The organism is Xanthomonas sp. NCPPB 3569 (assembly GCF_041475645.2).
Classification (GTDB): domain Bacteria; phylum Pseudomonadota; class Gammaproteobacteria; order Xanthomonadales; family Xanthomonadaceae; genus Xanthomonas; species Xanthomonas phaseoli.
This window is the reverse complement of record NZ_CM192969.1, coordinates 2,734,514-2,755,012: the sequence shown is the minus strand read 5'-3', so window position 1 is coordinate 2,755,012 and position 20,499 is coordinate 2,734,514. Positions and strand designations below refer to the sequence as shown.

At 63.7% G+C, this 20,499-nt stretch carries 15 protein-coding genes and 1 tRNA gene; 14 read left to right on the top strand and 2 right to left on the bottom strand.

The window, feature by feature from the left end; translation table 11 throughout:
* Positions 1–8: 8 nt before the first annotated feature.
* Positions 9–278: a 30S ribosomal protein S20 gene (rpsT, locus tag ACCQ03_RS12090; RefSeq protein WP_003484323.1), complete on the bottom strand. Its 270-nt coding sequence runs from the start codon at positions 276–278 to the stop codon at positions 9–11.
* A 116-nt stretch (positions 279–394) separates the two neighbouring features.
* On the opposite strand from rpsT, the gene murJ reads away from it, so the two are divergent.
* The 13 genes from murJ (at position 395) to ACCQ03_RS12025 (ending at position 16,929) form a co-directional block, all read left to right on the top strand.
* The gene (gene murJ / locus ACCQ03_RS12085) at positions 395–1,987 is read left to right on the top strand and encodes a murein biosynthesis integral membrane protein MurJ (RefSeq protein ID WP_057677385.1); all 1,593 of its coding nucleotides are present in this window, start codon (positions 395–397) and stop codon (positions 1,985–1,987) included.
* 188 nt (positions 1,988–2,175) lie between these two features.
* Positions 2,176–3,276: a bifunctional riboflavin kinase/FAD synthetase gene (locus tag ACCQ03_RS12080; RefSeq protein ID WP_209225448.1), complete on the top strand. Its 1,101-nt coding sequence runs from the start codon at positions 2,176–2,178 to the stop codon at positions 3,274–3,276.
* A gap of 6 nt (positions 3,277–3,282) precedes the next feature.
* Positions 3,283–6,114, top strand: coding sequence for an isoleucine--tRNA ligase (ileS, locus tag ACCQ03_RS12075; RefSeq protein ID WP_057677383.1), 2,832 nt, complete (start codon positions 3,283–3,285; stop codon positions 6,112–6,114).
* A 311-nt stretch (positions 6,115–6,425) separates the two neighbouring features.
* Entirely contained in the window at positions 6,426–6,944 is a 519-nt protein-coding gene (lspA, locus tag ACCQ03_RS12070) for a signal peptidase II (protein WP_057677382.1), read from the top strand.
* Between the two features lie 66 nt (positions 6,945–7,010).
* The gene (gene ispH / locus ACCQ03_RS12065; RefSeq protein WP_014089639.1) at positions 7,011–7,961 is read left to right on the top strand and encodes a 4-hydroxy-3-methylbut-2-enyl diphosphate reductase; all 951 of its coding nucleotides are present in this window, start codon (positions 7,011–7,013) and stop codon (positions 7,959–7,961) included.
* 76 nt (positions 7,962–8,037) lie between these two features.
* Positions 8,038–8,113, top strand: a tRNA-Thr gene (locus ACCQ03_RS12060).
* Positions 8,114–8,473: 360 nt separating this feature from the next.
* Positions 8,474–9,409 (top strand): ubiquinol oxidase subunit II, encoded by a 936-nt coding sequence (cyoA, locus tag ACCQ03_RS12055; protein WP_011346764.1) that lies wholly within the window; start codon positions 8,474–8,476, stop codon positions 9,407–9,409.
* Entirely contained in the window at positions 9,409–11,409 is a 2,001-nt protein-coding gene (cyoB, locus tag ACCQ03_RS12050) for a cytochrome o ubiquinol oxidase subunit I (protein WP_209225446.1), read from the top strand. The genes cyoA and cyoB overlap by 1 nt, the downstream gene beginning before the upstream one ends.
* Positions 11,406–12,038 (top strand): cytochrome o ubiquinol oxidase subunit III, encoded by a 633-nt coding sequence (gene cyoC / locus ACCQ03_RS12045; protein ID WP_008577121.1) that lies wholly within the window; start codon positions 11,406–11,408, stop codon positions 12,036–12,038. The genes cyoB and cyoC overlap by 4 nt, the downstream gene beginning before the upstream one ends.
* Positions 12,038–12,373 (top strand): cytochrome o ubiquinol oxidase subunit IV, encoded by a 336-nt coding sequence (gene cyoD, locus ACCQ03_RS12040; protein WP_017156584.1) that lies wholly within the window; start codon positions 12,038–12,040, stop codon positions 12,371–12,373. Before cyoC ends, cyoD begins: the two co-directional genes overlap by 1 nt.
* Positions 12,374–12,540: 167 nt before the next feature.
* Positions 12,541–14,421 (top strand): M61 family metallopeptidase, encoded by a 1,881-nt coding sequence (locus ACCQ03_RS12035; protein WP_209225444.1) that lies wholly within the window; start codon positions 12,541–12,543, stop codon positions 14,419–14,421.
* A 318-nt stretch (positions 14,422–14,739) separates the two neighbouring features.
* Entirely contained in the window at positions 14,740–16,131 is a 1,392-nt protein-coding gene (gene radA, locus ACCQ03_RS12030) for a DNA repair protein RadA (protein ID WP_057679519.1), read from the top strand.
* 411 nt (positions 16,132–16,542) lie between these two features.
* On the top strand, positions 16,543–16,929 hold the full coding sequence (locus tag ACCQ03_RS12025) for a DUF805 domain-containing protein (protein WP_057679520.1): 387 nt from the start codon (positions 16,543–16,545) through the stop codon (positions 16,927–16,929).
* A 528-nt stretch (positions 16,930–17,457) separates the two neighbouring features.
* Here ACCQ03_RS12025 and ACCQ03_RS12020 read toward each other — a convergent pair.
* Entirely contained in the window at positions 17,458–18,249 is a 792-nt protein-coding gene (locus ACCQ03_RS12020; RefSeq protein WP_057679521.1) for a response regulator transcription factor, read from the bottom strand.
* 875 nt (positions 18,250–19,124) lie between these two features.
* Here ACCQ03_RS12020 and ACCQ03_RS12015 point away from each other — a divergent pair.
* Positions 19,125–20,480, top strand: a complete 1,356-nt coding sequence (locus tag ACCQ03_RS12015) for a helix-turn-helix transcriptional regulator (RefSeq protein WP_170922306.1) — start codon at positions 19,125–19,127, stop codon at positions 20,478–20,480.
* Positions 20,481–20,499: the final 19 nt, after the last annotated feature.

The following is a 20,499-nucleotide window of genomic DNA, read 5'->3' as shown; positions in this document are numbered from 1 at the left end:
CTGGTCGCTTACGCGGCCTTGATGGCCTTGATGCGAGCGGTCAGGCGGCTCTTGTGGCGTGCAGCCTTGTTCTTGTGGATCAGGCCGCGGGCGCTGAAACGGTCGAGGATGGGCTGAGCAACGGCGAAAGCGGCTTCGGCGCCTGCAGCATCGTTGGCGTCAAGGGCCTTGATCACCTTCTTGACGGCGGTGCGCAGCATCGAGCGCTGACCGGTGTTGCGCTCATTGCGCACAATGGTCTGCTTGGCGCGCTTCTTGGCGGACTTGATATTGGCCACGGTGGTGGGTTCCTGAAAAATCGGTATGGTGGAAAAAGCAAGCGCGAAAGTATGATGGACCCGGATATGTACGTCAAGTCAGTTGTCAAGAGGGATGCAGCGTGAGCAAGCCCGGCATGTTGAGAGGCCTGCTCTCATTCAGCAGTATGACCATGATCTCGCGGGTGCTGGGCCTGATCCGCGACCAGGCGATTTCCACCACCTTCGGCGCCAATGCGGTGACCGACGCGTTCTGGGTGGCCTTCCGCATTCCCAATTTCCTGCGCCGGCTGTTCGCCGAAGGCTCGTTCGCCACCGCCTTCGTGCCGGTGTTCACCGAGGTCAAGGAGACCCGCCCGCATGCCGATCTGCGCGAGCTGATGGCGCGCGTGTCCGGCACCTTGGGCGGGATGTTGCTGCTGATCACCGCACTGGGGTTGATCTTCACCCCGCAACTGGCCGCGGTGTTTTCCGATGGTGCGGCCACCGATCCGGAAAAATACGGTTTGTTGGTCGATCTGTTGCGGCTGACCTTTCCGTTCCTGCTGTTCGTCTCGTTGACGGCGCTGGCCGGCGGCGCGCTCAACAGTTTCCAGCGCTTTGCCATTCCGGCGCTGACGCCGGTCATCCTCAATCTGTGCATGATTGCCGGCGCGCTGTGGTTGGCGCCGCGGTTGGACGTCCCGATCCTGGCGCTGGGCTGGGCGGTGCTGGTGGCCGGTGCGCTGCAGTTGCTGTTCCAGCTGCCGGCGCTCAAGGGCATCGACCTGCTGACGCTGCCGCGCTGGGGCTGGAATCATCCGGATGTGCGCAAGGTGCTGACCTTGATGATCCCGACCTTGTTCGGCTCGTCGATTGCGCAGATCAACCTGATGCTGGATACGGTGATCGCTGCGCGCCTGGCTGATGGGTCGCAGTCGTGGCTGTCGCTGGCCGACCGGTTCCTGGAACTGCCGCTAGGTGTGTTTGGCGTGGCGCTGGGCACGGTGATCCTTCCGGCGCTGGCCCGCCATCATGTCAAGACCGATCGCACTGCCTTCTCCGGCGCGCTGGACTGGGGCTTCCGCACCACCTTGCTGATCGCGATGCCGGCCATGCTGGGCTTGCTGCTGCTGGCCGAGCCGTTGGTGGCGACATTGTTCCAGTACCGCCAGTTCACTGCGTTCGACACCCGCATGACGGCGATGTCGGTCTATGGTCTGAGTTTCGGTTTGCCGGCCTACGCCATGCTGAAGGTGCTGTTGCCGGCCTTCTATGCGCGCCAGGACACCCGCACGCCGGTGCGGGCGGGCGTGGCGGCGCTGATCGCCAACATGGTCTTCAACTTCGCGTTGCTGGCGGTCGTGTACCAGATCATGGTGCCGCCCGAACTCAAGGCGCAGGGTGTGATGCAGGCGCTGGGCAAGCAGCCGGGCCTGCATCTGGCGTTGGGTATCGCCAGTGCGTTGTCGAGCTATCTCAACCTGGGACTGTTGTGGTACTGGCTGGGCAAGTCGGGGGTGTACCAGCGCCGCCCGGGCTGGGGTGGCTATGCGCTGCGTCTGCTGCTGGCATGTGCGGCGATGGCGGCGGTGCTGTTGAGTCTGCTGTGGTGGCTGCCGTCGTTTACGCAGATGGACAAATGGAACCGCATCGGCTGGCTCGCGGTGCTTGTCGGCATTGGCGGGGCGACGTATCTGGTCGCGCAGTTGGCGCTGGGGCTGCGGCCGCGGCATCTGCGCGAAGGCTGAGGCCACTGCCGAACGAATGCGCGCGGCACGGTCGCCTGCACTGGCTGAAGGTTGCGCATCCCCGCGTACCGCACGCGGGACGCGCTGCCACGCCAAGGTGCCCATACGGCTTGACAGGCACGGCTATACTTGCAGGTTATGTATCAACGAGGGTCGGCCGGCGGGCCGGCATCTGTTTGGATCGAGGAATGAGCAGGCTGTTTAGAGACGTCGAAGGCGGGACGCTGTTCCCGCGCGGAAGCGTGGTCTGCATCGGCGCCTTCGATGGCCTGCATCTGGGGCATCGGACGCTGGTGCAACACGCCGTTGCGCGTGCCCGCGCACTCGGTGTGCCGGGCGTGGCGGTGAGCTTCGAGCCGCTGCCGCGCGAGTTTTTCGCACCTGCCGCGCCGCCGCCGCGTCTGACCCTGGCGCGCGCCAAGATCGAAGGCTTGTACGGGTTCGGCGCCGACAGCGTGGGCATGATCCGTTTCGACGGTCGCCTGTCCAAGATGAGTGCGGAAGATTTCGTGCGGCTGGCGCTGGTTGGCCGGCTGCGCGCACGCGAAGTCTGGATTGGCCCGGAATTCCGTTTCGGCCATCGACGCAGCGGCGACATCGGTCTGTTGCGCAGGCTTGGCGAGCAGCATGGGTTTGTGGCGGGCGAGATTGCGCCGGTGCACCTGCATGGCGAGCGGATTTCGGCAACGCGGATTCGCGAACTGCTCGGCGCCGGCGAATTCGCCCACGCTGGCGACTTGCTCGGTCGCCCGTACGCCATTGGTGGCCGGGTCGTGCGCGGCAAGCAACTTGGCCGTACCTTGGGCTATCCCACCGCCAACCTGCGCTTTCCGCGCACGCCGGCGTTGTCGGGAATCTATGCGACCTGGGTGCACGGCGTGGCCGAGCGGCCGTGGCCGTCGGTGTCGAGCTTCGGTACGCGCCCCACGGTAGCGGGCGTGGAGCCGCTGCTGGAAGCGCACTTGTTCGATTTCCAGTGCGATCTGTACGGCCGGCACATTGCCGTGGAATTCGTCGCCAAGCTGCGCGACGAAGAAAAATTCGATGGACTGGAGGCGCTGACCGTGCAGATGCACCGCGATGCAGAGCAGGCACGTGAGGTGCTGGCGGCGCAGATGCGTGCTGAGCACCAACCCTCAACGACGGTCAGTCCCTCGCAAGAGCCCGTAGACACTGCGAGTCCCTCGCAACAGCCCGTACATCCGTGTGCGGGCAATAAAGATGCGAGTCCCTCGCAAGAGCCCGCACATCCGTGTGCGGACTTATTAAAAGATCCAGCGCAACGGTAGATTCCTGTGACCCAAGACTACAAAGCCACTCTTCATCTGCCTGCGACGGAATTTCCGATGCGTGGCGACCTGCCCAAGCGCGAGCCGGCGATGCTGGAGCGCTGGGAGCGCGAGGGCTTCTACGCGCAGCTGCGTGCCAATGCCGCTGGCCGCCCGTTGTTCGTGCTGCACGACGGACCGCCGTATGCCAATGGCCAGATCCATCTCGGCCACGCGGTCAACAAGATCCTCAAGGACATCATCGTCAAGTCCAAGTACCTGGCCGGCTTCGATGCGCCGTACATCCCGGGCTGGGACTGCCATGGCCTGCCGATCGAGATCGCGATCGAAAAAAAATACGGCAAGGTCGGCGTCAAGCTCGATGCGGCGGAATTTCGACAGAAATGCCGCGAATACGCGACCGAGCAGATCGATCTGCAGCGGCGCGATTTCAAGCGCCTGGGCGTGATCGGCGATTGGGACAATCCGTACAAGACACTGGATTTCCGCTTCGAAGCCAACGAAATCCGCGCGCTGGCCAAGGTGGTCGATAACGGTCATCTGACCCGCGGCGTCAAGCCGGTGCACTGGTGCTTCGATTGCGGTTCGGCGCTGGCCGAGGCCGAGATCGAATACGCCGACAAGGTGTCGCCGACGGTGGATATCGCCTATCCGGCGCGCGACCCGGGTGCGGTGGCTGCCGCATTCGGCGCGAGGCTGCCGGCGGGCGTGGGCGTGGCGGTGCCGATCTGGACCACCACGCCGTGGACGCTGCCGGCGTCGCTTGCGGTGAGTCTGGGCGCGGAGCTCGACTATGTGCTGGTCGAAGGCCCCGCCGATCGCGGCCAGCCGCGCTGGCTGGTAGTCGCCGAAGCGTTGGCTGCCAAGGCGCTGGCACGCTACGGCGTGGGCGAGGTGGTGGTGCACGGCCACGCCAAGGGCGCGGCGCTGGAACAGATGCTGCTCAATCACCCGTTCTATGCCGAACGCGAAATCCCGCTGTTGCTGGGTGATCACGTGTCGGCCGAGGAAGGTACCGGCGCGGTGCATACCGCACCCGGCCACGGCCAGGAGGACTATCAGGTCTCCAAGCAGTACGGCCTGCTGGAGCGTTACGGCGCGGCGCAGATCAACCCGGTGGACGGGCGCGGCGTGTATCTGCCGTCGACCCCGCCGCTGGGCGACACCGTGCTGGCCGGGCTGCATATCTGGAAGGCGAACGAGGTCATCATCGAGGCGCTGCGCGAGACCGGCGTGCTGCTGGCGGCCAGCAAGATGGAGCACAGCTATCCGCATTGCTGGCGCCACAAGACGCCGATCGCGTTCCGCGCCACGCCGCAGTGGTTCATCTCGATGGAGCAGGCCAACCTGCGTGCCGACGCGCTCAAGGCCATCGAAAACGTGCATTGGTATCCGTCCTGGGGCCAGGCGCGTATCGCCGGCATGGTCGACGGGCGCCCGGACTGGACCATCTCGCGGCAGCGCACCTGGGGCGTGCCGATCGCCTTGTTCGTGCATCGCGAAACCGGCGAGCCGCATCCGCGCAGCACCGCGTTGCTGCGCCAGGTCGCCGACCGCGTGGAGCAGGGCGGCGTGGATGTCTGGTACACGCTGGACGCCTCCGAACTGCTCGGGAGCGAGGCGGCCGACTACGAGAAGATCACCGACATCCTGGATGTGTGGTTCGACTCCGGCGTGACGCACGAAGCGGTGCTTGCGGATCGTGGCCTGCCCAAGCCGGCCGACCTGTATCTGGAAGGTTCCGACCAGCACCGCGGCTGGTTCCAGTCGTCGCTGCTGAGCGGCGTGGCGATGGACAAGGTTGCGCCGTACAAGCAGTGCCTGACCCACGGCTTCACCGTGGACGAACACGGCCGCAAGATGTCCAAGTCGCTGGGCAACGGCATCGAACCGCAGGACATCATGAAGACGCTGGGCGCTGACATCCTGCGCCTGTGGATCGCCTCGGCCGATTACAGCAACGAGATGTCGCTGTCGCAGGAGATCCTCAAGCGCAACGCCGATGCGTATCGCCGGTTGCGCAACACCGCGCGCTTCCTGCTCGGCAACCTGCACGGTTTTGACCCGCTGCAGCACCTGGTGGCGCTGGACGAGATGGTCCTGCTGGACCGCTGGATCGTGCATCGCGCACACGAGCTGCAGGAAAAAATTGTGGCCGCCTACGCGCGCTACGATTTTGCCGAGATCGTGCAGGCGCTGCTGAATTTCTGCAGCGTGGACCTGGGCTCGCTGTACCTGGATGTCACCAAGGACCGCCTGTACACGATGGCCGAGGACGCACGCGGCCGCCGTTCGGCGCAGAGCGCGATGTATCACGTGGCCGAGGCATTCGTGCGCTGGATCGCGCCGGTGTTGAGTTTCACCGCCGAGGAACTGTGGGGCTACCTGCCGGGCCAGCGTGCCGACAACGTGCTGTTTTCCACTTGGTACGACGGCCTTGCGCCGTTGCCGGCCGACGCTGCATTGACCGGTGCGGATGTCGACAAGTTGCTGGTCCTGCGCGAGCAGGTGGCCAAGGTGCTGGAACCGATGCGTGCCAACGGCGCGATCGGTGCGGCGCTGGAAGCGGAAATCACCGTGGCCGCCGATGCGCAGACCGCCGCGCGCTGGCAGCCGCTGGCCGAGGAGCTGCGCTTCTTGTTCATCAGTGGCGATGTCACCGTGATCGCGGCCAGCACCGACGACATCTTCGTCAGTGCGCAGCCCACGACCAAGGCCAAGTGCGTGCGCTGCTGGCATCACCAGGCCAGCGTGGGCAGCGACCCCCGTCACCCCGAACTGTGCAGCCGTTGCGTCAGCAATATCGAAGGTCCGGGCGAGCAGCGTCGCTGGTTCTGACGCCGCTGTGCCGGCGGTGCGTGGCGGGGATCTCGCCACGCACGGCTGGCCTCTGGCGCTGGCGCAGCCCGCGTCAGCTGCCGGGGTAGCCCCGGTCGCCCTGCGGCGAGGCGGCCATTCCGCCGTGCGCCTGGCTTGCTGAAGCTTGGGGCATGCATCGGGGCGGGGCGGCGCGGCTGGTCGAGCCGCCCGTGCCATCCTTGTCCGCCTGCAATCGTGCATCTGTCGTTTTCTGCCGCTGCCGTCACTGTCTCCCACCCAGGCGTCTTCTCCGGCATCGGAGGAGCGGCCACCAACTGCGATCCTTCGACATGAGTCAACGCCCCAATCCCTCGGCCCTGATCTGGCTGCTGCTCTCTGCGCTGGTGGTCGGCCTGGACCAGTGGAGCAAGGCCTGGGTGCTGTCCAGCCTGCCCGAGTACACCCCGGTGCCGGTGATCGACGGCTTCTGGAACTGGTACCGCACCTACAACACCGGCGCGGCCTTCAGCTTTCTGAGCGATGCCGGCGGCTGGCAGCTGTGGTTCTTCACTGCGTTGGCGGTGGGCATCAGCGGCCTGCTGGCGTTCTGGCTCTCGCGCACTGCGCGCGGGCAGTGGCGCAGCGCGCTGCCGTATGCGCTGGTGATCGGCGGGGCGATCGGCAACGTGATCGACCGGCTGATGCACGGCCACGTGGTGGATTTCATTCAGTGGTACATCGGCAGCCACACCTGGCCGTCCTTCAATATCGCCGACTCGGCGATCGTGGGTGGCGCGATTGGGATTGCCGTGTTCGGGTTGTTCGACAAATCCGGCACGCAGGGGCAGGGAACCGGGAATCTGCGCTGAAGCCTGCCTGCAGGCGCGTGCCGCCCGGTCCGACCCCGCACCCCTCATTCCCGTAGAATGCCCGCCATGGATGTCCTGCTCGCCAATCCCCGTGGTTTTTGTGCCGGTGTCGACCGTGCGATCGAGATCGTCAAGCGTGCGATCGAAACGCTGGGCGCGCCGATCTATGTGCGGCACGAGGTCGTGCACAACCGCTTCGTGGTCGACGACCTCAAGCAGCGTGGGGCGATCTTCGTCGAAGAACTCGACGAGGTGCCCGACGATGCCACCGTGATCTTCAGCGCGCATGGCGTCTCGCAGGCGGTGCGCCAGGAAGCCGAGCGGCGTGGACTGAAGGTGTTCGACGCCACCTGCCCACTGGTGACCAAGGTGCATTTCGAGGTGGCGCGGCACTGCCGGGCCGGCCGCGACGTGGTGCTGATCGGCCATGCCGGGCACCCGGAAGTGGAAGGCACGATGGGGCAGTGGAGCCGCGAGCGCGGGGCGGGCACGATCTATCTGGTCGAAGACATCGAACAGGTCGCCACGCTCGATGTCCGCCAGCCCGATAACCTTGCCTACACCACCCAGACCACGCTGTCGGTGGACGACACCATGGGCATCATCGAAGCCCTGCGTGCGCGCTACCCGGCAATGCAGGGGCCGCGCCACGACGACATCTGCTACGCCACCCAGAACCGCCAGGACGCGGTGCGCGATCTGGCGCGCCAGTGCGATCTGGTGCTGGTGGTCGGTTCGCCCAACAGCTCCAATTCCAACCGCTTGAGCGAGCTGGCCCGGCGCGACGGGGTGGAGTCCTACCTGATCGACAACGCCAGCGAGATCGACCCGGCCTGGATCGTTGGCAAGCAGCATATCGGCCTGACCGCCGGCGCCTCTGCGCCGCAGGTGTTGGTCGATGGCGTGCTGGCGCGCCTGCGCGAACTGGGCGCGGCCGGCGTCTCCGAACTGGAAGGCGAGCCGGAATCGATGGTGTTCGCGCTGCCCAAGGAGCTGCGCTTGCGTCTGGTCAGCTGACGCGACGCCCTCCGGCAGGGCAAAGCACCCGCAGCGATTGACCCGAGGGGCGCTGCGCTCCTACAATTCATGGCTCGCCGGAATAGCTCAGTTGGTAGAGCGGCGCATTCGTAATGCGTAGGTCGTAGGTTCGATTCCTATTTCCGGCACCACGCTACAAGACTGGGTCGGCCTGTGCCGGCACAGTTGCGTTTTGAAGCGTCGAGCGCCGTGTTTCACGCATTGCTCGCGTGTGTTGCAGCCACGCAGGCGCTTCCCGTTCGGCGAACGCAACGGCGCAATTCTTGCCTCGCGCTGCGCTGCGACAACATGTCGCACAAATTGGCGCGCTTTTATTGCGTCAGATCATTGCCAATGGGTTTCGTGCAGGTGCAGCAAAGACTAAAATTAGCGCGCTAACCCGCGTCTTCGGTCTGCGCAGTCCATCTCCTCCAGGAAGACAGCTGCGTCGGGTACATCCCACGACGGATACGACGAACGAGGCTGGCGTTCCTTCGCACTTGGATCGACCGATGATTCCGCTGAAACAGCTCGGGCGTTTACTTCGTCCAGGTCTGATGTTGCCCTTCCTGCTGCTGGCAGGCTGCAACTCGGCCATCCTCAATCCGAAAGGCCAGATCGGCCACGACGAAAAGCAACTGCTGATCACCTCGGTGGTGCTGATGCTGATCGTGGTCATCCCGGTGATCGTGATGACGATTGCGTTCGCGTGGAAATATCGCGCATCCAACACCAAGGCGCGCTACGAGCCGGACTGGTCGCACTCCACTGCCATCGAAGTGGTGGTGTGGTCGATCCCGTGCGTGATCATCCTGGTGCTGGCGGTGCTGACCTGGCGTTCGTCGCATGCGCTGGACCCCTACCGGCCGCTGGATTCGGACGTCAAGCCGATCAACATCGAAGCGGTGTCGCTGGACTGGAAGTGGATGTTCATCTATCCCGACCAGAACATCGCCACCGTCAACGAGATCGCGTTCCCGGTGCACACGCCGCTGAACTTCAAGATCACCTCCGACACGGTGATGAACTCGTTCTTCATCCCGCACCTGGGCACCATGATCTACGCCATGGCGGGCATGGAAACCAAGCTGCACCTGGTGGCCAACGAGCCGGGCGAATACTTTGGCCTGTCGACCAACTACAGCGGCCACGGCTTTTCGAAGATGAGCTTCAAGGCGCACGCCGTCGATCAGGCCGGCTTCGAGGCCTGGGTGGCCAAGGTCAAGGCCTCGCCGACCGCGTTGAATGCAGCCGAGTACCAGGTGCTGGCAGCCAACCGCAACGACAAGGAACAGTATCCGGTCACCTACTACTCGTCGGTGCAGGACGGCATGTTCCGCTCGCTGGTCGACAAATACATGAATGGTCCGGGCCACAGTAAGGGCCACGGCGACCATCAGGCATCGGCTACGGAGCCGGTCGCCATGTGCACTTCTGGAGACAAGTGATGCTAGGCAAACTCACCATCGAGGCAGTTCCGTACCACGAGCCGATCATCATGGTCGCGCTGGGTGGTGCCGGCCTGCTCGGCCTGCTCATCGCGGGCGCCATCACCAAGTACAAGCTGTGGGGCTATCTCTGGAAAGAGTGGTTCACCTCGGTGGATCACAAGCGCATCGGCGTGATGTACATCATCGTGGCGTTGGTCATGCTGCTGCGCGGCTTTGCCGACGCGGCGATGATGCGCACACAGCAGGCGCTGGCCGGCGGCGGTGGCGAAGGCGTGCTGCCTCCGCATCACTACGACCAGATCTTCACCGCGCACGGCGTGATCATGATCTTCTTCATGGCCATGCCGTTCATGACGGGCCTGTTGAACCTGATCGTGCCGCTGCAGATCGGTGCGCGCGACGTGGCGTTCCCGTTCCTGAACTCGCTGAGCTTCTGGCTGTTCGTGGCCGGTGCGGCGCTGATCAATATCTCGCTGGGTGTCGGTGAATTCGCCCAGACCGGTTGGCTGGCGTATCCGCCGTTGTCGGGACTGGAATACAGTCCGGGAGTCGGTGTCGATTACTACATCTGGGCGCTGCAGGTGTCCGGTTTAGGCACCTTGCTGACCGGCATCAACTTCTTCGTGACGATCATGCGCATGCGCGCGCCGGGCATGACCCTGATGCGCATGCCGATCTTCACCTGGACCGCGCTGATCACCAACATCCTGATCATCGCCGCGTTCCCGATCCTGACCGTGGCGCTGGCGCTGCTGGGTGCCGACCGGTACCTGGGCGCGCACTTCTTCACCAATGACGGTGGCGGCAACGCCATGATGTACGTCAACCTGATCTGGATCTGGGGCCACCCGGAGGTTTACATCCTGATCCTGCCGGCGTTCGGCATCTTCTCCGAACTGATCGCCACCTACAGCCGCAAGCGCCTGTTCGGCTATACCTCGATGGTGTACGCGACCTCGTGCATCGGCGTGCTGTCGTTCGTGGTGTGGTTGCACCACTTCTTCACCATGGGTTCGGGTGCCAACGTCAATGCCTTCTTCGGCATCACGACGATGATCATCTCGATCCCGACCGGCGTGAAGATCTTCAACTGGCTGTTCACCATGTTCCGCGGTCGCGTGCACATGACCTCGCCGGTGCTGTGGACGATCGGTTTCATCATCACCTTCACCATCGGTGGCATGACCGGCGTGATGCTGGCGATTCCGGCCGTGGACTTCGTGCTGCACAACAGCCTGTTCCTGATCGCGCACTTCCATAACGTCATCATCGGCGGTGTGGTGTTCGGTTACCTGGCGGGCCTGACCTACTGGTTCCCGAAGGCGTTCGGCTTCAAGCTCAACGAGAAGATCGGCAAGGCCTCGTTCTGGTGCTGGATCATCGGCTTCTTCGTCGCCTTCATGCCGCTGTACGTGCTCGGCTTCATGGGCATGACCCGTCGCATGAACACCTACAACCACCCCGAGTGGGCGCCGTGGCTGTACGTGGCCGCGGTGGGTGCTGCGATCATCGGCATGGGCATCTTCTTGAACCTGGTGCAGATCGGTTACAGCGTGTGGAAGCGCAAGGAGCATATGGACTACACGGGTGATCCGTGGGATGGCCGTACGCTGGAATGGGCAACCTCCTCGCCGCCGCCGTTCTACAACTTCGCCGTGCTGCCGCACATCGACGACCGCGACCAGTTCTGGGCCGACAAGCAGAATGGCAAGGGCTGGGTGCGTCCGTCCAAGTACGAAGCGATCCACATGCCGCGTAACACCGGTGCCGGCGTCTATATCGGTGCCTTCAGTGTGCTGCTGGGCTTCGGTCTGATCTGGCACATCTGGTGGCTGGCCATCATCGGCCTGGTGGGCATGATCGGCAGCTTCATCGCACGTACCTTCGATGACGACATCGATTACTGGGTGCCGGCCGACGAAGTGGAGCGCATCGAAAACGCACGTTTCGCCCTGCTCGAACAGCAACAGGCGGCGCAGGCCGCGAAGGTGGTATGACCATGGCTTCCTCGACCACGCTTGACCACGCCGCCCACGCGGGCGGGCACGATCACGACCACGAACATCACGACGGCGGTGGCAACACCGTCTTCGGGTTCTGGGTCTACCTGATGAGCGACTGCCTGCTGTTTGCCGGTCTGTTCGCCACCTATGCGGTGCTCTCCGGCGCCACGGTGGACGGGCCGACCGCCAAGGAGCTGTTCGATCTGAAGTTCGTGCTGGTGGAAACCTTCCTGCTGTTGTTCAGCAGCTTGAGCTTCGGCTTTGCGATGATCGCCGCGCACAAGCGCAAGATGGGCGGCCTGTACGGCTGGCTGGCCGTCACCGCGCTGCTGGGTATCGGCTTCCTGTGCATGGAAGTGTGGGAGTTCAATCACCTGATCCATGAAGGTGCCGGCCCGGGGCGCAGTGCGTTCCTGTCGGCGTTCTTCACCCTGGTGGGTACGCACGGTCTGCACGTGGCCTCCGGCCTGCTGTGGATGGCCGTGCTGGTGATCCAGATTTCCAAGAACGGCCTGACCGCGCGCAACAGCACGCGTCTGGCGTGCCTGAGCCTGTTCTGGCACTTCCTGGACATCATCTGGATCGGTGTGTTCACCGTCGTCTATCTGCTGGGAGCGCTGTAATGGCCAATCACCACCACACCGATACCGCTGCCGACGCGCATGCCGGCGGCCTGAAGTCCTACCTGATCGGCTTTGTGATGGCCGTGATCCTCACCGTCATCCCGTTTGCGATGGTGATGAGCGGCGCGTTCTCCAAGGGCGTCACTGTCGTCGTGATTTCGGTCATGGCCGCAGTGCAGATGCTGGTGCACATGGTGTACTTCCTGCACATGGACCGCACGCCGGAGCAGCGCTCCAACGTGCAGGTTGGCCTGTTCTCGCTGCTGATCATCGGCATCGTGATCGTCGGCTCGCTGTGGGTGCTGCACAACATGAACGTCAACATGATGCATTGAGACGGCGCTACGCCGGATCACAGCAAGGTTGAGGAAGAGGTCGCCAGTGATTGGCGGCCTTTTTTTATGCGTCAATCGCCCGCAGCATGACCAATGGCATACGGTCAAGCACAGGCAGGCGCTTAGCATCATGGGCTTGCCTGTTCCAGGTCACCTGCGGAGTTGCGATGAAAATGCCCACCCTGTTGTCCGTGTCGTTGTTGGCGGCGTTGTCGCTGCCGGCAGCTGCGCAAACCGCACCGCCGCAGGACGTGCCGTTCGATGGCACCTTGAAGATCGACGTGGATGCCACCGATCTGGCGCACCGCATCTTCAAGGTCAAGACCACCATGCCGGCCAAGCCCGGCCCGATGACGCTGCTCTACCCGCAGTGGATTCCGGGCAATCATTCGCCGACCGGGCCGATCGACAAGCTCGCCGGCCTGGTGATCAAGGTCGATGGCAAGGTGGTGCCATGGAAGCGCGACCAATTCGACGTCTATGCGTTCAAGGTGGATGTGCCACAGGGCGCCACCGAACTGACGGCCGAGTTCAAGTTCCTCTCGCCGCAGGCCGGCAACCAGGGCCGGGTGATGATGACCCCGGAAATGCTCAACCTGCAGTGGAACACCACGGCGCTGTACCCGGCCGGTTATTTCGCGCGCAACATCAAGGCGCAGGCCAGCGTCACGCTGCCGGCCGGCTGGAGCTATGCCACGGCACTGGAAACCGATCGCCGCGTGGGCGACACGGTGAGCTTCAAGCCGATCGATTTCGACGACCTGGTCGATTCGCCGATGTTCGCCGGCAAGTACTACAAGCGCGTGGAACTGAGCACCGGCAAGCAGCCGGTCTACCTCAACGTGTTCGCCGATGAAGCCAAGTCGCTGGAGGCCAAGCCCGAGCAGATCAAGGCGCATGCGGCGCTGGTGCAGCAGATGGACAAGCTGTACGGCGCGCGTCACTTCGACCATTACGAATTCCTGTTGGCGCTGACCAAGAAGCTGGGCGGCATCGGCCTGGAGCATCACCGTTCCAGCGAAAACAGCGGCCCGCCGAATTACTTCACCGAGTGGGACAAGAGCTGGACCATGCGCGACCTGCTGGCGCACGAGTTCAATCACTCCTGGAACGGCAAATACCGCCGCGGCGCCGACCTGGCGACGCCGAACTTCAACGTGCCGATGGGCGACAGCCTGCTGTGGTTGTACGAAGGCCAGACCCAGTTCTGGGGCGAAGTGGTGGCCGCACGTTCCGGCCTGTGGACGCAGGACCAGGCACGCGAGATGCTGGCCGGCGTGGCGGCAACCTACGAGCGCGGCCGCCCCGGCATGGGCTGGCGCACGGTGCAGGACACCACCAACGACCCGACCATGTCGATGCGGCGTCCCAAGGCGTACCGCAGCTACCAGATGAGCGAGGACTATTACTCCGGCGGCCAGATGATGTGGCTGGAAGTGGATGGCAAGCTGCGCGCGCTGACCAACAACAAGCGTTCCATCGACGATTTCGCCAAGGCGTTCTTCGGCATGAAGAACGGCGATTGGGATGTCAATCCGTACACCTTCGACGACATCGTGAGCACGCTCAACGGCGTGGCCGCCTACGACTGGGCCAGCCTGTTGCGCGAGCGCATGGACGGGCACGGTTCGTTGAATGGCGGCATCGAAGCCAATGGCTGGAAGCTGGTCTACACCGACGAGCCGAACCTGGCGATCAAGACCTACGAGAGCAACGAGAACGACGTCAGCCTGACCTATTCGCTGGGCCTGTCGCTGGAAGGCTCGGGCGAAGTCAACGAGGTGTTGTGGGACAGCCCGGCATTCAATGCCGGCATCATCAACGGCAACACCCTGGTGGCCGTCAACGGCCGCGCCTTCAGCGCCGATGTGATCAAGGATGCGATCAAGGCGGCCAAGGGCACTACGGCGCCGATCGAGCTGCTGGTCAAGCGTGGCGACCGCTACGAAACCGTCCGCATCGACTACCACGGCGGTCTGCTGTACCCGCATCTGGAACGCATCGCCGGCAAGCCGGATCGCCTGAGCGAGTTGTACAAGGCGCGCTGAGTGGCGCATGCCCACGTCGTTGCCCGACGTGGGATCAGCGGAATCCAAGCGGCATGGCCGGTGGTCACCGGTCATGCCGCCGTTGTGTGAGCGCAGCCGGTCACCGCTTGCACTGCACATCAGCAAGCCGTCGACTTGCCCGATTCCCGATTCCCGATTCCCGATTCCCGATTCCCGAATCCCGATTCCCGATTCCCGAATCCCGAATCCCGAATCCCGAATCCCGAATCCCGAATCCCGAATCCGCAAAGCCCTGCGTCGCGCACACTGAGACCGTCAGCCACTATCCTGCTGCTTCAACAACGATGGGCAAGAGCGATGGCGAAGGCGAAAACGGCCTATGTCTGCGGCGAGTGCGGCGCCGAGTACACCAAGTGGCAGGGGCAGTGCACCGAATGCGGTGTCTGGAACACGCTGAGCGAAATCGTGCTCGAAAGCGCCACGCCGGGCGGCAAGGCATCGCCAGCGGCATCGCGGCGTAGCGGCTGGGCCGGCAAGACCGAGGCGCCCAAGATCACTGCACTCAAGGATGTGCAGCAGACCGAGCAGGCGCGCGTTTCCACCGGTATCGGCGAGTTCGATCGGGTGTTGGGTGGTGGGCTGGTGGAAGGTGCGGTGGTGCTGATCGGCGGCGACCCCGGGATCGGCAAGTCGACGCTGCTGCTGCAGGCGCTGGCGAGCATGGCCTCCACGTTGCCGGTGTTGTATGTGACCGGCGAAGAATCGCTGGCCCAGGTGGCAGGGCGCGCGGTGCGCCTGGACCTGCCGCTGGAAGGCCTGAACGCCCTGGCCGAAACCGGCATCGAAAACATCCTGCAGCATGCCAGCGTGGCGCGGCCGAAGCTGATCGTGGCCGATTCGGTACAAACCTTGTGGACCGAGTCGTTGAGCGCAGCGCCGGGCTCGGTGAGCCAGGTGCGCGAGAGCGCAGCCCGGCTGGTGCGCTACGCCAAGGAAACCGGCACCGCGGTGTTTCTGGTCGGCCATGTGACCAAGGAAGGCGGCATCGCCGGGCCCCGCGTGCTCGAGCACATGGTCGATGCGGTGCTGTATTTCGAAGGCGAGAGCGGCAGCCGGTTCCGCCTGTTGCGCGCGTTCAAGAACCGCTTCGGTGCGGTCAACGAACTGGGCGTGTTCGCGATGGGTGAGAAGGGCCTGAAGGAAGTCTCCAACCCATCGGCGATTTTCCTCTCCGGTGGCAGCACCCAGCAGCCCGGCAGTTGCGTGATGGTCACCCGCGAAGGCACCCGCCCGCTGATGGTGGAGGTGCAGGCGTTGGTGGATGCCTCGCCGTTGTCCAACCCGCGTCGGGTGGCAGTGGGTCTGGAGCAGAACCGGCTGGCGATGCTGCTGGCGGTGCTGCATCGCCACGGAGGCATCGTGGTGGGCGATCAGGACGTGTTCGTCAATGTGGTGGGCGGCATCCGCGTGCAGGAAACCGCGGCCGATTTGCCGGTGCTGCTGGCAGTGCTGTCGTCGCTGCGCGACCGGCCGCTGTCCGAAAAGACCATCGCGTTCGGCGAAGTGGGCCTGTCCGGCGAAATCCGCCCGGTGCCCAATGGCGAGGACCGGCTGAAGGAGGCAGCGACGCATGGCTTCAAGCGCGCCATCGTGCCCCGCGCCAATGCGCCCAAGACCACCAGCATCAAGGGCATGGACATCATTGCCGTGGAACGCTTGAGCCAGGCATTGGAAGCGGCGGCCGACTGAAGCCGCGCGCCTTGCCGATGTTGCGATAGGCCGGGTTGGCGGCCGGCGAATGCGTCGGAAGCGCCGCCTGGGCATGTTCCAGAGCAGCTGCCGCCATCGTTCCGGCCAGCTGCCGGGCGACCATCGAGCATCGTCCGGCTTGGTCACCCCTGGTGCGGCCGTGCTGCCGCTCAAGAAACGCTGGGTGCAGGGGGCGTCGCGTGCCTTCGGACCTGCTGCGGGACGCGGGCATGGCATGTGTCGCAGGGCGACCGGACGCCCACAAACCGTTTGTCGGACAAACACCGGGATTTGCATTTGCTTGTCGAGAAAGCGTTTTCAGAAAGAGTGGGGCTATGGCAACATGCGCGGCCCGTTGCCCTGTGCACCGGATCACACACACTGCTCACTGCCGTTTTCAGGAGAATCACGATGGAATGGATGTTGCTGCCGCTCAAGCGTTACGCCGACTTCAACGGTCGCTCGCGCCGCAAGGAATACTGGATGTTCGCGCTGATGCAGTGCTTGGTGCTGTTCGTGTTTGGCGGCCTGTTTGCCGTCGCCGCATTGGCATTGGGGAACGAGAACGGCCCGGGTGCGCTGGCTTGGTTGATCTGTGCGGTCATGGTGATCGTTTGTCTGGCGTTGATCGTGCCCGGTATTGCAGTCACGGTGCGCCGCCTGCACGACCAGGACAAGTCCGGCTGGTTTTATCTGATCAGCCTGGTGCCGTACGTTGGTGCTTTCGTGTTGCTGGTCTTCATGTGCATCGAAGGCACGCCCGGCCCGAACCAGTACGGCGAAAATCCCAAGCAGTAACTCGCGTTATGAACGCGGACAACGGCGCAGGAGTTTCCTGCGCCGTTGTTGTTTGTGCGTGTGCCAATCGTGCCATTGCGCGCTTTGCAGAGGCGGACGGCCACCGCTGCGTGCGTGACAGTTGCCAGCAAGTCTGTGCGCTGCAAAGCGCGCGCCCGCATCGGACCCACAGAGATGGACGGCGGCGACACCGCGACATGCTTGAGGCGTCTTGCGCTGAGCGGTCCCGGCGCAGCAGGCAGTGCTGCATGTGATGCTGCGGCATCGCTTCATAGATGCGGCGATGTCACTCGACCCTGATCAGCATGTGCGCTGCATCATGCAGCGAACGATGCCGCTGCAGGCGCATGGCCGGTACACCTGCAGAACTTGAGTGACGGCACAGCATGCAGGCCGAGGGCGCGTGGAGGCCGCGCTGTCATCGATGCCGTGCCGACGCACGTGGTGTCATCAAACTGCCTGCGCTGTAACGCAAGCGAAACTGCGCAATGCAGGTCGCAGATGGCTTCTCTGCAGCGGTGCGCTTGCTCAGCAGGCAGCTGCGTGATGTGCAGGGCCAAGACTTGGGCTGACGGCCTTGCTCATCGTCGTTGCCTCGGTATCGTGCAGCGCGAGCTCCAGCTTGTAGCCGTGCGAGTAGACGGTTCTGATGCGGACTGCGCTGCTGTCACTGCTCAGCTGCAGTTTCTTGCGCAACTTGTAGATGTGCTGTTCCATGGTGCGGTCGGTGAATTCGGTATGGCTGCCCCAGACCGCCTTGGCCAGCTGGCAACGCCGGAAGCACACACCGGGGCTGGAAAAGAGCAGCCAGGCAATCGAGAACTCGCGTGCGGTCAATACGATCGGTTTGCCTTCCAGATAGACGGTATTTTCATCGCGGATCAGCTGGTATGGACCAACGCTCAGGTGCTGCGTCTCCGGGCAGGCATGCGCCACCGGCGATATCGCCAGGACCGCGCGCACGTGCAACTCGTGCGAATTGAAAGGCAGTGCAAGGACCTCCTGCGCGCCTGCGCGATACCAGGCCAGAATGCTGTCGGCGCAATCGAAACGTCCAAGCACGATCAGCGGCGTGGGCTGGCCGCTATGGCAGCGCTGCCAGGCCAGCAGTGAACTGTCATCGGCGGCGACACAGCTGGCATCGAAGATCAGCAGCTCGCACGGCGAGTGCCGCAGCGAACGCAGAAGCTCCAGTTCCTCGGAAAACGTCGAGACGTTGCGCGCGAGCGGTGCAAGGCTGGCATTGATCTGCGAGACCAAGCGCGCGTCCTGCGTCAACAGAAACACCGATCCGGCGTTGGAGGGGGAGTGGTCGTTCATTCAGGCGGCCTTCGCGTGTCGGCGTACAAGCCACGCATGGGACGGGCGCCGGTACTGGTTGGCCAATGCCAGGACAAAATCCATCTTCAAAGATCGCTGCATCGTCGGACCAGTCGGTTGGCGGGGGAGTGTCCAGCGGAGCTGGCAGAATGGTATGTACCATTGCGGAGGCCAAAAGTTTCACGCTTGCATACGTGCCTTCGGATTTGTCGACAGCGGCTTTAGCTCGCGCTCATTTAGACGTAACAGAGCTCTTACAGAGAGGGCATGTCTAGTCCGCATGCATCGCTTGGCACCGTGCGTGTGACCAGTGACATTTCGGTTGCTGAGGTCTAGACCAATCTATTGCGATTGGTGGTGTGATCGCGCGTGACTGGAATAGGTCGGCAGCGATTGTCGCCGTGTCATGCCTGCTCTTTTCGATCAAACGCCTCTCGGCATACCTGTCCGTACAGTTACTGGGCATCGCATTCGATCATCGCCGACAAGCATCGACGCGTCTGCAAGCGGCGCGTTCGCAGACGTTGTCCGACTGTACCGAAAGAGTGGCGTAGACCGGCGAGATCAATACTTGACCGCATGGCACGAAATGTCTGGCGTACGACAACGACGACGCGTTGCAAAGCGCTTTACGCCCGGAAGAAAACGCATCGACTGGATGATTGACAGAGTGAGCTTTTTTGATTTTTTCAATGGCTCCGAGAGGGAATTTCTATTGGACCCGCTGCATACAATCGTTTGCGCCCGCGAGTTCGGCGCCTGTTGTCTTTTGCTCCGCCCCCCAAAAGAGAGAGACCGGCATGATCCTTTCCACCTACTTTGCAGCGATCTCTGCGTTGTCTTACGCAGAACGTCTTCCTACCTATACGAGCAGGATGCTGGTTGGTGCTTGGCCACAGGGACTGCAACATCTCCAACAGCGACGCGACGGACAGGGCGCAGCGGATGGCGCCGACGATGAGGTGAGCTTGTTCGGTGCCAGCGGCGATGCGCTGCTGATCCTGGAATATCAGGAAGAGGCCGAAGATGCGTATCGGCAGGCCTTGAAGGCAATGCGCGGGCATCAGCGCCAATTGCGCCTGCTGTCGTGCCGGAACACCGCCTGGTTGATGCTGAGCCAGCGACGCCTGAGCGCGGCGTTGAATTGTTTCGCTCAGTTGGCAATGGACCGCGAGACGCCGCCCAGCCTGTGCGGCGAGAGCCTGCTGGGCAAGTCGCTGACCCACTTCCATCTGGGCCAGAGCACGTTGGCCTTGCAGACCCTGGAGCGTGCCCGCGAGGTGCTGGCCGAGCTGGAGAGCGGGGCGTCGGATTGGCTGCGGATTGCCACTGCGCTGCGTCTGGACATGATTGCGCAGCTGCGTATCCGTCGCTCCGACCGCATGAGCGACCACGTGTTCTGGCAAGCCACGCTGCGTCAGGAAGATGCCACGCATGCGTTCGAACCCAGCGACCTGCGCGCCTGCATTGCCGATCTGGCAGAGAGCATGCCGGTGCTGGCGCAGCGTATGCGGCATGTCCGCAGCCTGTTGCGTATTGCCGGCGGCGACACCTTCGGCTTCGACGCGCAGATCGACGCATTGCCGGCCGCGGCCACCGGCTGCCCACCGTGCGCGCGCCAGGACGCGCAGGTGGAACTGGCGCTGGCGGCATTGGCGGTGGGCCGTGCCGATCTGGCCGAGCGTGCGCTGGCCGGTGCCGGTCGGCATCATGCGCCGCGCTGGAACCTGGAGTTCGAGTACTGCCAGGCCAAGATCAGCCAGGCGATGGGGCGCACCGAACAAGCGTTGCTGCTCTACAACCGCTACGCGCTGGACGCGGTGCAGTGCCTGCGTAGCGAAGTCCAAGCCCCGCGCTTGCTGGAAAGCGGCACCCCCGCGCACGTCAGCGACGATATCTCCGCCCGGTTGCCGGCCAAGTATCGGCGCGCCTACAGCTACATGATCACCAATGCGCATCGCTCGGATCTGTCGATCAACGAAGTGGCCGCGCAGATCGGGGTCACCGGGCGCGCGCTGCAGCAAGCGTTCAAGTCGGCTACCGGGCTCTCGCCGACGCAGGTGCTGCGCCGTTACCGGATGCAAAGCATCCGCGACGAATTGCTGGCCGAAGGCGGCTGCGGCAGTGTGTTGCAGGCGGCCAGTCGCTGGGGCGTCGGTAGCCGTTCGGCGTTGGCCAAGGGCTATCGGCAGCACTTCAACGAGGCGCCGATGGAGACCTTGCAGCGGTAATTTCCGCAACCCACGGGTT